We start from the raw sequence: 12,401 nt of genomic DNA, 5'->3' as shown, positions 1-12,401 counted from the left end.
TTCCTGTGGGCGGGGGGCGGTCAGGACTTCCAGGGGCCGATGTGGTCCAGGCGGCGCAGCTGCTGGCGTGCGGCGGGCGCGTCCAGGCCCTGGCCCCGCTCGGTGAGGCGGTCGGCGACGGCGCTCCGGTGCTCGACGGGCTTGTGGTCGTCGTACTTGAACTTGGCGCGTACGTCGGTGACGTCGAGGCGCAGCCCTCGTATGCCGGAGAGCATCCGGCCGTAGGGCGCCTGGTCGACGGCGACGGGGGCGTGGTCGCCGTCGGGCTGGAAGTGGGCGAGCTGGCGGCGCAGCAGCTCGGCCTTGGCTTCGGGGTCGTCGATGATCTCGGCGCGGCAGGTGAACTGGACGGCCGCGTAGTAGCTGGTGGGGACGCCGTCGGTGGGCGGGACGCCGGGCTTGGCGCGCCAGGGGCCGGGGATGAAGGCGTAGTCGCCGATGACGGTGAAGACGACGTTCGGGTCGTGCTCGATCGCCTTCCAGACCGGGTTGGGCTTGGCGAGATGGACCAGGAGACGGGTTCCGTCGCAGGTGAAGTGGGTGGGGACGACCATGGGCGGCTGGCCCGGCAGGCCGTTGACGCTGAGCTGCCCGAAGTCGTGGCCGTCGGCGATCCAGGTCTGCCACTCGGCCTCGTCCAGGCCGGCGTCCCAGGGGTGAACCAGCATGTGCGTCTCCTTGGTCGTACGGGTCTGCTCAGGTCAGGGCGAGGAGGGTGACGGCGACGGCGGCGGCGCCCAGACCGGCGACCTGGCCGCGGTGTATGCGCTCGGCGAGGACGCCGCGGGCCAGCAGGACGGTGCCGGCCGGGTAGAGGGCGGTGATGACTGCGACGACGGTGAGGTCTCCGCTGCGGGCGGCGAGCAGGAACAGCAGGTTCGCCACGGAGTCCAGCACTCCGGCGGTCGCCGAGAGCGCGTATGCCGGCCGCTCGGGGCCCAGCCTGCGGTGCAGCAGCGCGGCGGCGCCCAGGGTGACGGCCGAGGAGACGGCCCGGCCCACGATCAGCGGGGCCACGCCGCTGTCGGACGGCGCCTGGTGCAGGAAGACCAGCTGCAGGGCGATGGCGGCGCCCGCCCCGAAGGCCAGCAGCAGTGCCGTACGGGAGGGGCGGGCCGAGCCCGCGCCGTGCCCGGCGCTGACCAGCACCACCGCGACCAGCGCGAGCGGCAGACCCACCAGCCCAGTGGCTGCCAGGTGCTCGCCCTGCAGCAGTCCGACGCCGACGGGCAGCGCGGCGGACACCAGGGCGGTCACCGGGGAGAGCACGTTCATCGGACCGATCGCCAGGGTGCGGTAGAGCAGGGCGAACGCGGCGGCCGAGGCGACGCCCGAGGCGGCACCCCAGCTGAGGGCGGCGGGACTGAAGGAGGCGCCGAGCAGCGGCCACAGCAGCAGCTCGACCGCGAGACTGGCCGGGGCGGCGACCATCACCGTACGCAGCACATGGGCCTTTCGGGCGCCGAGACCGCCGAGGAAGTCGGCGCATCCGTAGGCGAGTGAGCTGCCCAGGGCCAGCAGCAGAGCGAGCACAGCACAATCCCTTACCATTCAGTGGAACGACCACACCGTACAGCGAATCGACCGAAGGTTACAACCGATCGACCGCGCGGTGCATCAGAATGTCCAGTGGTAGGAAAGGTGACCAGGTGGCCGAGACAGCCGCAGCCCTGCGGACGGTCGCGCACAACGTCCGGGCGGCCCGCCTGCGTGCGGGTTTGTCTCTGGAGGAACTCAGCCGGCGCGCCCAGGTCAGCAAGGGCGCGCTCGTGGGACTGGAGAAGGCCCAGGGCAACCCCAATCTGGCCACCCTGGTCCGGCTGGCCGACACGCTCGGCATCTCGGTGTCCGCGCTGATGCAGGGGCCGTCCGACAACCGGGTCCGTGTCGTGTCCGCCGACGCCGTGGCACCTCTGTGGACCGGGGAGCGGGGCAGCGAGGCCAAGCTGATGCTGACGACGTCGGGGCCGGCCCCGGTCGAGGTCTGGCGCTGGCGGCTGGAACCGGGTGAGGAATACCCCAGCCACCCCCACCAGGCCGGCGTCGTGGAAACCGCCAGTGTCACCTCCGGCCGGATGGCCCTGATCGTCGACGGCACCGAGCACATCGTCGAAGCCGGCCAGACCGCCACGTTCGACGGCGACACTCCGCACACCTACCGCGGGGCGGGCACCGAGACCTGCCACCTGATCATGACGGTCCATCTGCCGCCCGGTCCAACCGCCACCACCTGACCCGCACAGGGCACGACCGCTCACAGGGCCGCCGCCACCGCCGAGAGAAGACGCCACAGCCGCGTGTGGGGCGTGGGGTCGGGGATGGCCCGGTTGGTGAGGAAGGCGAACGCGATGCCGGACTCCGGGTGGGCGAAGGCCAGATGACCGCCGAGACCGTCGTGGCCGAACGAGCCGGGACCGAGCATGGGCTGACGTGCGGACGACAGCCCAAAGACCGTGCCGAACCGAGTGGGCTGATCGACCAGGACCTCGTCGAGCCCGTGGACCTGCTGGTGGCGGACTCGGTCCACAGTGGTGGGGGAGATGGCACGCAGCGGACCGTCCACCACGCTGGAGTAGAGCCGTGCCAGCGACCTGGCATCGAAGACGCCGTTGGCGGCGGGGATCTCCGGACGCCACAGCGCGGGGTCGTTGAAGAGATCCGCAGTGAGGACAGGGTTGGTGAACGTGGCATGGGTCAGCGTGCCCGGGGTCGCGGCGGCCGTGGCCAGGCAGGCGCCGATTCCCGGCGTGGGGGAGGCGTCCTGGTACGTGACGACGCGGCCGTTGTGCTCGGTGGGCAGTCCGATCCATGCCTGCAGGTCGCCGTCCTGGGCGAAGCGCTCGCGCAACAGGGCGCCGACGCTCCTGCCGCTCGCGCGTCGCGCGACCTCGCCCGCCAGATAGCCGAGGGTCAGCGCGTGGTAGCCGTGCCGGATGCCCGGGTACCACGCCGGCTCCTGCCGGGCCAGGCGTCGCACACAGCCGTCCCAGTCGGCGAGGTCGGCCTCGGTCACCGGCTCGTCGAAGGCGGGCAAGCCGGCTCGGTGCGAGGCCAGTTCACGGACCACGACGCCGTCCTTGCCGGCCGCGCCGAACTCGGGCCAGTAGGCCGACACGGGCGCGTCGAGATCCACCTCGCCCGTGTCGACCAGGCTGGCGAACACCAGACCCATGACGCCCTTGGTCACCGAATACCCCACGTGCAGCGCGTCCTCCGGGTACGGCGTCCCGCCGGGGCCCCGGGCGCCGCCCCACAGGTCCACGACCAGCTCGCCGTGGTGGTAGACGGCGACGGAGGCGCCGATGTCGTCGCCGTTGCGGAGATTGCTCTCGAAGGCGTCGTGGACGCCTGAGAAACGGGGCGCCGTGTAGCCGAATGCCTTGTGCGTCGTGCTCATGCCTGCTTGCGCTCCAGCTCCTCCATCACCGTGCCGCCTGCCATCAGGTCGATGACCTCGGCCGCCTCCATCTCGCCCCGCGCGAACGAGGCGACGAGCCGGCCGTGCGCGAGAACGGCGAAGTGGTCGCCGACCCGCAGGGCATGGTGGGCCTGATGGGTGATCAGCACGACGCCGACGCCGCGGTCCCGTGCCGATTCCACGGCCTGCAGGACGATCTCGGCCTCGCGGACGCCGAGTGCCGAGGTCGGTTCGTCCAGGATCAGCACCCGGGCACCGAAGTGCAGGGCGCGGGCGATGACGAGGGCCTGGCGCTCACCGCCGGACATGGTGCCCACCAACTGGTCGGCGTCGCGGATGCGGCGGATGCCCAGCTGCTGGATCTCCCGCAGGGCGATGCGGCCGGCCGTCGCGGAGTCGAAGCGGCGGAACAGGCCGCGGCCCTTGGTGGGTTCGGCGCCGAGGAAGAAGTTGCGGGCCACGCTCATCAGCGGGACGGTGCCCGCGCCCTGGTGGACGGTGGCGATGCCGCGGTCCAGGGCGGCGCGCGGGCCGCTGAGCATCACAGGCTCGCCATCGATGGACAGGGTGCCCTCGGTCGGCGTGTACACCCCGGAGAGGATCTTGATGAGGGTGGACTTGCCGGCGCCGTTGTGGCCGAGGAGGCAGAGCACCTGGCTGGGGCGGACGGTGAGCGAGACGTCGGCGACGGCGGTCACGCCGGTGAACCGCTGGGTGACGCCCTGGAGTTCGATCAGGGGATGGTCGGTGGTGGTGGTCGTCATGAGGGTCACCTGCCGCTCAGTGCGAGCTTGCGGAAGTAGTTGTTCGCCATCACCGCGACCAGCAGCAGGGCGCCGAGGAAGAGTTGGGCGTAGTCGGTGTTCCAGCCGGTGTAGAAGATGCCGATGCTGACGATGCCGTAGGTCGCTGTGCCCAGCAGGACGCCGAGGGTGGAGCCGTAGCCGCCTTGCAGGAGGACGCCGCCGATCACGGCGGCGATGACGCCGTCGAAGATGAAGCTGGAGCCACGGGTGACGTCACCTCCGCTGTAGGCGATCGTCTGCAGAACACCGACGAGCGCGGCACCGGCGGAGGTGGCCATGAACAGCCCGACCTTGACCCGGGCGGTCGGCACGCCGGCGTCTCGGGCGACCTCGGGTGCACCGCCGGTGGCGTAGATCCAGCTGCCGGTGCGGGTACGGGTCAGCACCCACCAGGCGACGACGGTGATCGCCAGCCACCACGCGATGGACACCTGGAACTGCCCGGCCTTGGAGCCGAACACGGCCTGCACGCTCGGCTCCGGTGCCAGCGTCACGGCTGTACTCCCGGACAGGGCGCGGCTGAGGCCCAGCGCGCCACCGCCGACGACCAGCGAACTTGCCAGGGTGACGATGAAGGACGGGAGCTTGGTGCGGGTGGCGACGAGACCGTTGACCAGTCCCACCAGCAGGCCGAAGCCGATCGCGAGAGGGATCGACGCCCACTGGGGCATGGTGTACGTCCCGCTGCCGATGGCCACGATCGCCGACGTCGCGCCGACGACCGAGCCGATCGACAGGTCGAACTCGCCTGCGATGAGGAGCAGGGCTACCGGGGTGGCGACCACGCCCAGTTCGGCTGCCGTGTCCAGCCAGCTGGCCGTGCCGTTCACACTAGTGAAGCCCGAGCCGGACGCGGTCACCAGGAAGAAGACGTACACGACGACGGCGCCGATCAGCGCGCCGAACTCCGGGCGCCGTGCCGTGCGTGAGATCAGTGAACGGCCGGGGGGTTCGCTCTGCTCGTCCGGCAGCGCGGGTGCCGCAGCCGCTTGGTCGATGGTCATGGGTGCGCTCTCCTGAAACTGGAAGTCTGCTGCGGCGTCTCAGGCGGCACCGCGGATGCCCTGGTACGTCTCGTTGATCTTCAGCACGGCGGCCGCGCTGTCCTTGTCGATGACCAGCGGGCCGGTGAGCACCGTGCCGGAGGGGGAGATCTTGTACTGCACGTACTGCTTGGCGATCAGCACGCCGTAGTACGTCTGGAGGTAGGGCTGCTGGTCCATGGCGTACTGGATCTTGCCCGCCTCGATGTCCTTGAGGACCTTGGTGGACGGGTCGCCGCTGCCGATGACCAGCTTGCGGCCGACGTCGTTCGCCGCGCTCAGCGCGGACTCGGCGACGATGGAGCCCGTGGCCATCACGCCGTCGATGCTCTTGTCCGCCTTGAGCGCGCCCTCGATGGCCTGGGTGACCTTGGTCGGGTTGGTCGCGTCCTGGTACGGGATACGCAGTTCACTCCCCGTGCCGCCACCCTTCTTGAGCGCGTCGGTGTAGCCCTGGCACAGCTGCTCCAAGGCGGGGTTGCCCGGGACCGTGTTGACGCACAGTCCCTTCTTCACGCCGAGCTTGGCTGACTTCTCGCCCGACCTGGTGCCGGCGACCGCCGGCTCGATACCGACGAAGGCGAGGGCGCCGTCCTGCTTCCAGTCCGACTCGCCGGAGTTGATGACGACCACCGGGATACCGGCCTTGACCGCGGCCTTGATCTCGGGGTTCTGGGCCGCGGGGAAGAAGTTGCCCACGACGATCGCGTCCGGCTTCTTCGCCACGGCCGCCTGCATGAGCCTGGCCAGCGTCGGGCCGGAGGCGTCGGTCGAGGTCGGGCTGAGGTACTCGGTGGAGACGTTCAGCTCCTTGCCGGCGTTGTCGGCGCCGGTCTTCATCGCGCCGAAGAACGGGTCGCTCAGCGGACCGGACACGACGATCACGGACAGCTTGCGGCCGGAGGATCCGCTGGAGTGCGAGCCGGTGGAGGCGGTGCGCTTGGAACACGCGGCGGTGACGGCGGTGGTGGCGACGACGGTCGCGATCAGGGCGATGCGAGATCTGCGGAATCGGGGCACGGGGGGCTCCTTGAGCGGGATAAGTGATCAGTGGTTGCGGGGAGGGGCATTCGGTGATGGGGGTTGTGGTGAGGTGGGGGGCGGGGTTCCGCCACGTCCGGGATGGGTGGCGGAACCCCGTGCAGCGCCCGCCGTGTCAGGGAGGCGGGCACTGGTCTGGATCACCCGGTGGGGACGGGTTCGGGCGAGTCCGCCCGATCGGGCGTGCCGAGCTTGGCGGAAGAACTCAGGGCGGTCAGGGGGAGGTTGACCCCGATCGCGGCACACGCAGCGTCAAGAGCCCGGCTCAGCCGCCGACCGCGGCGGTCTGCGGAGCCTGTCGGCCGAGGCGGGCGGCGGCGTCCTGCGCCATTCTGCGCACCACTTCCCCGGCGGGCAGGATCTCCTGGACCAGGCCCACTCCCTCGCCGACGATCATGTTCGCGATGTCGAAGTCCTGCTGGGAGACGGCGTCCTTGAACTCTCCGGCGGCCTCGGCCAGTTGTGCGGCGAGTTCCGTCTCCCGCCCGTGCCACCGGTCGATGAACCGGTTGCGCAGCACACGACCGTTGTACTCGACGGGCCAGTCGTACCTGCGCACGATGTCGTAGACGCTGGTACGGACGGTCTCATCGCCGTCGGCGGCCACCGCTCGGGCGTGGGCGCGAGCGGAGACGACGGCTTCCTCCGCCGCCCAGAAGCGGGTGCCGACGAGGACGCCGTCCGCGCCGAGGGCGAGCGCGCCGGCGAGCCCGCGACCGTCGGCCACTCCTCCCGCGGCCAGCAGGAGAGTGTCCGGGGCGCGGTCGGCGATCGTGTCTGCGACATCGGGGACGAGGGTGAACGTCGACCGCGTTCCGACGCCGTGCCCGCCGGCCTCGCCGCCCTGCGCGACGATGACGTCCGCTCCGGCGTCGAGGGCCTGGCGGGCCTGGTCGAGCGTGTGGATCTGACACAGCAGTGGTATGGCGGCGGCGCGGATCCGGTCGGCGAACGGGGTGGGGTCGCCGAAGGAGAGCATGACAGCTGCGGGCTGGTGTTCCAGTGCGATGTCGAGCAGGTCAGGGTGGCGGGCCAGGCTCCAGGTGATGAAGCCGCATCCCACCCGGGTGCCGGCCGCTGCGGCGAACTCCTGCTTCAGCCAATCTGCGTCGCCGTAGCCTCCGCCGATCAGGCCCAGTCCGCCCGCGGTGGTCACCGCGGTGGCGAGCCGGGCCCCGGAGACGAGGTCCATGGGGGCGAGCACGACGGGGTGCTCGATTCCGAAGGCGTGGGTAAGGCGCGTTGTCAGCAAGGCGAAGTCCTCTTCGTCCAGGCATCCGCCATTGGTGCGTGGGCGGTGCGGCGTTAAGGGGACAGTAGGTTCACCAAGATTTCATATCCAACGATTGCTTGCGATGGGAGCCATCACCGTTGGAGAACTTTCCGATGGCCAACGGGCGGCCGGCGGGTGAATCGGTGTCGCGTTGACACCCTCGGCGGGGCCGTCGCTGTACGGAAGCGTGAGGGGCAGGCGGGGGCCGGCGTCTGCGCGGCCCTGGTGCCGGCCTTCCAGGCTCGTCTGCGCGCGGGACCCCCGGCCTCGACGCCCGTCCAGGCCGTAATCTCCGCCTGCGATACGAGCCTCGCCGTCACGAGGACTGCCTCTCCGAATGAGCGCGGTGGGCTCGGGCGAGCGTGCTGCCTGAGCCCACCGGCTTGGGATGACGTGAGGGCGGGCGCTACTGGAGCGGGAAGTCGATCCCGTATTCGTCCACGGGCCGAGGACCGTGAATGCGCCTGTCGGCTTCGGTGATGGCGACGTCGTTGATGCTCGCCTCGCGGCGCCGCATGAGGCCGCGCTCGTCGAACTCCCACAGTTCATTGCCGTAGCTGCGCCACCATTGGCCTTCCGTGTCATGCCACTCGTACCGGAAGCGGACGGCGATCCGGTTCTCGTGGAACCCCCAGAGGCTCTTGCGCAACGCGTAGCCCAGCTCCCGCTCCCACTTCCGCGTCAGGAAGGCGACGATCTCCTCGCGGCCGCTGACGAACGTGTCCCGGTTCCGCCACATCGAGTCCGCGGTGTAGGCCAGTGCCACCCGCTGGGGATCGCGGGAGTTCCATGCATCCTCGGCGGCCTGGACCTTCTGCAGGGCGGTCTCCCGGGTGAACGGGGGATAGGGCGGGCGATCTTCCGGCACTGCGGTCTCCTCACACATTGAGAACGTACGTTCTCCATTGGTGGGAACTAAGGTAGGGAACGATCGTTCTCAACGTCAAGGAGCCCCGATGCCGGCCCCGATCGCCGAGGAACAGAACCGCCTGGACCGTGAAGCACTGCTCGACGCAGCAGAGAAGCACTTCTACGAGCGAGGCATCCAAGCGGTCGGAATGGATGAGGTGCGCGCGGCATCCGGTCTGCCGCTGAAGCGGATCTACCGGTTCTTCGCATCGAAGGAGGACCTCGTCGTGGCGATGCTCGAACGCCGCGACCGACGGTGGAGAGGAGACCTGGCCGCCCACGTGGAACAGGTACGGGATCCCCGCGAGCGCGTACTCGCGATATTCGACTGGCTTGCCGAGTGGTTCGCACAGCCCGGTTTCCGCGGATGCGCCTGGATCAACATCCACGGCGAACTCGGCTCGTCGTCCGAAGCGGTGGTGGCCGAAGTCCGGTCGCACAAGGAGGCATTCCACGACCAGATCGCCATATGGGTCCACGCCACCGGGGTGCCGGTGGTCGAACCAGTCTTCCTCCTCGCCGAAGGAGCCATCGTGACGGCCGGTATCAGTGGCGACCCGGCTCCAGCCCGTCATGCTCGCGCAGCCGTCGCGACGTTGCTCAAGACACCTTGATCTCTCGGCCACAGCGTCAACAACCTGCTGACGCACCTCGCCTAGCCGGTCGCCGCGGAGGAGCCCCCGACCATCCGCAGGACGGGCGGTGTCTGCTGCACGGCTCGCGCATGGGTGAGGAACCGGGTCAGGGCGGGCGACGGCGGTGTGTCGACGCGCTGGACGAAGACGGTCTGAGCGCGTGCCTCCTCCTCCGGCAGCTCGTGCACCCGCACCTGTTCGCGGGAGGCGTGCCGCTCGACAACAGCGGCGGGCAGCAGGGTGAGGCCCATGTCGGCCCCGACGCAGCCGAGAATGCCGTCCAGTGTTCCGAATTCCATGCAGCGAACGCCGATGGCGCCCCGCGCCTCCAGGATGCTCTCCAAGCGCCTGCGGTAGGAGCAGCCGCTGCGGAAGACGAGGATCTTGGGGTCGCGCATGACCGCGTCCAGGTCGGTGACGCGGCGCGCGGTGACGAGGACGAGGCGTTCCTCGAACACCGGAGTCTCCACCAGGTCGGGCCGCCGCACCGGGCCGTTGACCAGTGCGCCGTCCAGCCGATACTCCAGGACATCCCGGACCAGTTGTTCGGTCGGCCCGGTGATCAGCGAGAAATCGACGCGGGGACAGTCCTCGGCGAAGGCCGCCAGCACGGTGGGAAGTCGCAGGCCCGCCGTGGTCTCCATGGACCCGATCCGCAGGGGACCGCAAGGATCGGCCTCGTCGCCGATCACCTGCTGCGCCTCGTCGACGAGCCTGCTGATGCGCTCGGCGTACGGCAGCAGCTGCTCGCCCGCGTTCGTCAGCGCCACACCCCGCGCGTGCCGACGGAACAGCGGGGCGCCCAGCTGCTTCTCCAGCGCGTGGATGCGCGCGCTGACGTTCGACTGCACGGTGTGCAGTTCCTGAGCGGCCTTGGTGATGCCGTGCGTGCGCGCAACGGCCAGGAAGATCCGCAGGTCGGAGAGTTCCACGTCGACCTCCACATGGGCCCGTGGGCAGGAGCATACCTGCGGCCGGTCACAAGGCGAATGGTGTCAGCGGCCGGGCACGGCCAGGTCGCCCTCGGTGTACTGGGCGCGACCGAAGCCGAACGACCAGTCCTGAGGGCCGTTCTCGACGATGCCGATGAAGACGTCCTCACCGCTGACGCCGAGGGGTTCAAGCTGTTCGGCGACGGCCTGGAAGAGGCGTTGCTTGACCTCGGTGGTGCGTCCGGACTGGGTGAAGATCTGGATCATCACCAGCCGGTCGCTGCGCTCGAAGCCGAGGCCGGCGTCGAGGGCGATGACGTGGTCCGCGTCGTGCTCGGTGATGACCTGGAACCTGTCCCGCTCGGGAATGGCCAGTACGTCGACGAGTGCCCGGTGCGTAGCGTCGGCGATCGCCCTCAGCTCCTCGGGACGGCGTCCACGGATGAGATCGATTCGTACGAATGGCATGCGTCGTTCCTTGCTCGTCTGTTGCCGGTGTGTGGTGGTGACGGCAGTCAGCGGCTCAGCCGCACCCACGTGGCATGGGGTGCGGCCCGCAGTACGGAGGAAAGGCCGGCCTCGTGGAAGGCCAGCTCGATCTCCGGCAGCCCCTCGGTGAAGTGGGCCCAGGCGTCGTAGTGGGCCGGGACGACCGTGTCCGCGCCCAGCACAGCCGCTGCGGCAGCGGAGGCACGGCTGTCCAGTGAGAGGGGGCGCCCGTCGAACTTCGCAGGGACGCGTGCCGCTCCCACGTGCAGGACGGCCGCGTCGATGTCCGGCACCCGGCGGGAGATCTCCGCGACGGTGCGGATCGAGGCGTTGTCGCCACTCACGTACACGGTGGGAAGGTCCTGCCCGGACAGCACGAACCCGGTGACCTCGCAGTTGACGTTGCCGTCGGCGTCGCGCTCGCCGTCCTCGGGGCCGTGGACCGCGGGGACCGCCAGCACGGTCAGGTCGCCGCCGCCGTCCGCGCGCGGCACGGAGTGGCTGGTCCACGGTGCGAGGCCGACGGCCGGCGAGCCCAGTCGTCCGGCGGCCAGGGGGCCGGTGAGGACCAGCGGGGCGGCCTTCGCGAACGCGCGGCCACGCTCGTCGAGGTTGTCCGGATGCGTGTCGTGGCTGACCAGAACAAGGTCGACCGGTCCCACGCCCTCCTCGCCGACGACGGTGTCCGCCGTCTTGGTGAGATACCCATGCGGGCCGGCGTCATCAAAAGTCGGATCACTGATGATGCGCAGTCCGCCGAGGTCGATCACGGCCGTGGGGCCGCCCAGGACGGTGATCGCGGATTCCTGTCGGGACAGACCGGCGCTGAGGGTTTCGCTCATGCCGCCGACGCTAACGACCTCCAGCTCCCGGCAGAAATGCCTGTGGTGACCCATCTATGTGTGTCAGACATAGATTCCTGGTCGGAGTGCGGTCACTGCCGGGTGGCGGCCGGTACCGCGGCGTCCAGGAACCGGCGGATCAGCGTTCGCTGGGCGTCGGGGAAGTGGACGAGGCTGACCGGGCTCGGTGGTGCATCGGTGAGGGGCACGAAGCGCACGGCGGGGTGCGGGGAACGGCGCCGCGCGACTTCCGGGACGATGCCGATGCCGCGGTTGGCGGCTACCGTCTCCAGCCATTCGTCGTAGTTGGTCGTTTCGATGATCTGGGTCGGGCGCTGGTCCACGGGCCACGACCAGGGGCCGGTCGTGCCGCTGACGGTGTTGACGACCAGGGTCCAGTGCTGGACGTCCGTCCAGTCCAGATGGTCGAAACGGGTCAGGTCGGAGTGCTCGGAGCATACGGCGATGCGCGGCTCGTCGAACAGGTGCACGGCGCGCGCTCCTCGTGGCGCGTCGAACTCGCCCCGGACCACCGCGATGTCGAGGGTGCGCTGACGCAGCGCCTGAAGGGGATCGTCGGTCCGGGTCAGGGCGACCGTCGCACCCGTGGTCTCCTCGAAGCGGCTGACGGTCTGCTGTGTCCAGGGGTCGGGCAGCAGCCAGCTGAAGCCGAGCCGCAGGGTGATGCGGTGACTCACGACGGCGAGGGCCTGATCGAGGGTCGCGAGAACCCGCTCGACGTGGAGGAGGAACTCCGCGCCCGTATCGGTCAGTTCGACGTGACGGGAGGACCGGTCGAGCAGGCGGACGCTCAGATTGCCCTCCAGTTGCGCGATCGTACGACTCAGCGCCGGCTGTGTGATCAGCAGTTCCTCGGCCGCACGGGAGAACGAGCGATGGCGGGCCACGGACGCGAAGGCCCGCAGATGACGCAGTTCGACGTCCATACTCCTCGCGTCCCTTCCCGGCATCCATGCCTGCCATGCATAGAGGCACCCTAACCGGCATTTCAC

The 12,401-nt window shown here is 69.9% G+C and carries 14 protein-coding genes; 2 read left to right on the top strand and 12 right to left on the bottom strand.

Translation table 11 applies throughout. The annotated features are described in order from the left end of the window. Window positions 1-20 precede the first annotated feature (20 nt). The gene (locus ACFY0K_RS21325) at window positions 21-668 is read right to left on the bottom strand and encodes an FMN-binding negative transcriptional regulator (protein ID WP_390641129.1); all 648 of its coding nucleotides are present in this window, start codon (window positions 666-668) and stop codon (window positions 21-23) included. Window positions 669-696: 28 nt separating this feature from the next. Continuing rightward, window positions 697-1,533, bottom strand: coding sequence for an EamA family transporter (locus ACFY0K_RS21320; RefSeq protein ID WP_384612892.1), 837 nt, complete (start codon window positions 1,531-1,533; stop codon window positions 697-699). A gap of 116 nt (window positions 1,534-1,649) precedes the next feature. On the opposite strand from ACFY0K_RS21320, the gene ACFY0K_RS21315 reads away from it, so the two are divergent. Further along, window positions 1,650-2,234 carry a helix-turn-helix domain-containing protein gene (locus tag ACFY0K_RS21315; protein WP_390641128.1) on the top strand — a complete coding sequence of 195 codons (585 nt, stop codon included), beginning with the start codon at window positions 1,650-1,652 and terminating at the stop codon, window positions 2,232-2,234. A 20-nt stretch (window positions 2,235-2,254) separates the two neighbouring features. On the opposite strand, the gene ACFY0K_RS21310 is transcribed toward ACFY0K_RS21315, so the two are convergent. From ACFY0K_RS21310 to ACFY0K_RS21285, 6 genes are all read right to left on the bottom strand, one after another. Next, entirely contained in the window at window positions 2,255-3,397 is a 1,143-nt protein-coding gene (locus ACFY0K_RS21310; RefSeq protein ID WP_390641127.1) for a serine hydrolase domain-containing protein, read from the bottom strand. Beyond that, complete coding sequence (locus ACFY0K_RS21305; protein ID WP_352357852.1) at window positions 3,394-4,182, bottom strand: ATP-binding cassette domain-containing protein; 789 nt, start codon at window positions 4,180-4,182, stop codon at window positions 3,394-3,396. Before ACFY0K_RS21305 ends, ACFY0K_RS21310 begins: the two co-directional genes overlap by 4 nt. Window positions 4,183-4,187: 5 nt before the next feature. Further along, on the bottom strand, window positions 4,188-5,228 hold the full coding sequence (locus ACFY0K_RS21300; protein WP_390641125.1) for an ABC transporter permease: 1,041 nt from the start codon (window positions 5,226-5,228) through the stop codon (window positions 4,188-4,190). A 39-nt stretch (window positions 5,229-5,267) separates the two neighbouring features. Next, window positions 5,268-6,287: a sugar ABC transporter substrate-binding protein gene (locus ACFY0K_RS21295; RefSeq protein ID WP_390641124.1), complete on the bottom strand. Its 1,020-nt coding sequence runs from the start codon at window positions 6,285-6,287 to the stop codon at window positions 5,268-5,270. A 286-nt stretch (window positions 6,288-6,573) separates the two neighbouring features. After that, a complete protein-coding gene (locus ACFY0K_RS21290) occupies window positions 6,574-7,560 on the bottom strand; it encodes an NAD(P)H-dependent flavin oxidoreductase (protein ID WP_390641123.1) in 987 nt (328 codons plus the stop codon). A gap of 427 nt (window positions 7,561-7,987) precedes the next feature. Then, complete coding sequence (locus tag ACFY0K_RS21285; protein WP_390641122.1) at window positions 7,988-8,467, bottom strand: nuclear transport factor 2 family protein; 480 nt, start codon at window positions 8,465-8,467, stop codon at window positions 7,988-7,990. Between the two features lie 70 nt (window positions 8,468-8,537). On the opposite strand from ACFY0K_RS21285, the gene ACFY0K_RS21280 reads away from it, so the two are divergent. After that, on the top strand, window positions 8,538-9,104 hold the full coding sequence (locus ACFY0K_RS21280) for a TetR/AcrR family transcriptional regulator (protein ID WP_390641121.1): 567 nt from the start codon (window positions 8,538-8,540) through the stop codon (window positions 9,102-9,104). A 41-nt stretch (window positions 9,105-9,145) separates the two neighbouring features. On the opposite strand, the gene ACFY0K_RS21275 is transcribed toward ACFY0K_RS21280, so the two are convergent. The 4 genes from ACFY0K_RS21275 to ACFY0K_RS21260 all read right to left on the bottom strand — a co-directional run bounded on the left by ACFY0K_RS21275 (window position 9,146) and on the right by ACFY0K_RS21260 (window position 12,335). Further along, window positions 9,146-10,057: a LysR substrate-binding domain-containing protein gene (locus ACFY0K_RS21275; RefSeq protein WP_390641120.1), complete on the bottom strand. Its 912-nt coding sequence runs from the start codon at window positions 10,055-10,057 to the stop codon at window positions 9,146-9,148. Window positions 10,058-10,120: 63 nt separating this feature from the next. Beyond that, on the bottom strand, window positions 10,121-10,525 hold the full coding sequence (locus ACFY0K_RS21270) for a tautomerase family protein (protein WP_390641119.1): 405 nt from the start codon (window positions 10,523-10,525) through the stop codon (window positions 10,121-10,123). 47 nt (window positions 10,526-10,572) lie between these two features. Continuing rightward, complete coding sequence (locus ACFY0K_RS21265) at window positions 10,573-11,388, bottom strand: MBL fold metallo-hydrolase (protein WP_352366973.1); 816 nt, start codon at window positions 11,386-11,388, stop codon at window positions 10,573-10,575. Between the two features lie 92 nt (window positions 11,389-11,480). Then, complete coding sequence (locus ACFY0K_RS21260) at window positions 11,481-12,335, bottom strand: LysR family transcriptional regulator (protein ID WP_352366974.1); 855 nt, start codon at window positions 12,333-12,335, stop codon at window positions 11,481-11,483. Between the last annotated feature and the right edge of the window lie 66 nt (window positions 12,336-12,401).

It is taken from the genome of Streptomyces sp. NPDC001507, from assembly GCF_042894765.1.
In the GTDB taxonomy this organism is placed as follows: domain Bacteria; phylum Actinomycetota; class Actinomycetes; order Streptomycetales; family Streptomycetaceae; genus Streptomyces.
Note: the sequence above shows the minus strand (reverse complement) of the source record. Positions and strands in the feature narration are given on the sequence as shown.

What these genes read in the sequence shown, in the direction of transcription:
- ACFY0K_RS21310 (WP_390641127.1), bottom strand. Translation starts at nt 3,397, where the DNA reads ATGAGCACGACGCACAAGGCATTCGGCTACACGGCGCCCCGTTTCTCA.
- ACFY0K_RS21300 (WP_390641125.1), bottom strand. Translation starts at nt 5,228, where the DNA reads ATGACCATCGACCAAGCGGCTGCGGCACCCGCGCTGCCGGACGAGCAG.
- ACFY0K_RS21260 (WP_352366974.1), bottom strand. Translation starts at nt 12,335, where the DNA reads ATGGACGTCGAACTGCGTCATCTGCGGGCCTTCGCGTCCGTGGCCCGC.
- ACFY0K_RS21270 (WP_390641119.1), bottom strand. Translation starts at nt 10,525, where the DNA reads ATGCCATTCGTACGAATCGATCTCATCCGTGGACGCCGTCCCGAGGAG.
- ACFY0K_RS21305 (WP_352357852.1), bottom strand. Translation starts at nt 4,182, where the DNA reads ATGACGACCACCACCACCGACCATCCCCTGATCGAACTCCAGGGCGTC.
- ACFY0K_RS21285 (WP_390641122.1), bottom strand. Translation starts at nt 8,467, where the DNA reads ATGTGTGAGGAGACCGCAGTGCCGGAAGATCGCCCGCCCTATCCCCCG.
- ACFY0K_RS21265 (WP_352366973.1), bottom strand. Translation starts at nt 11,388, where the DNA reads ATGAGCGAAACCCTCAGCGCCGGTCTGTCCCGACAGGAATCCGCGATC.
- ACFY0K_RS21280 (WP_390641121.1), top strand. Translation starts at nt 8,538, where the DNA reads ATGCCGGCCCCGATCGCCGAGGAACAGAACCGCCTGGACCGTGAAGCA.
- ACFY0K_RS21325 (WP_390641129.1), bottom strand. Translation starts at nt 668, where the DNA reads ATGCTGGTTCACCCCTGGGACGCCGGCCTGGACGAGGCCGAGTGGCAG.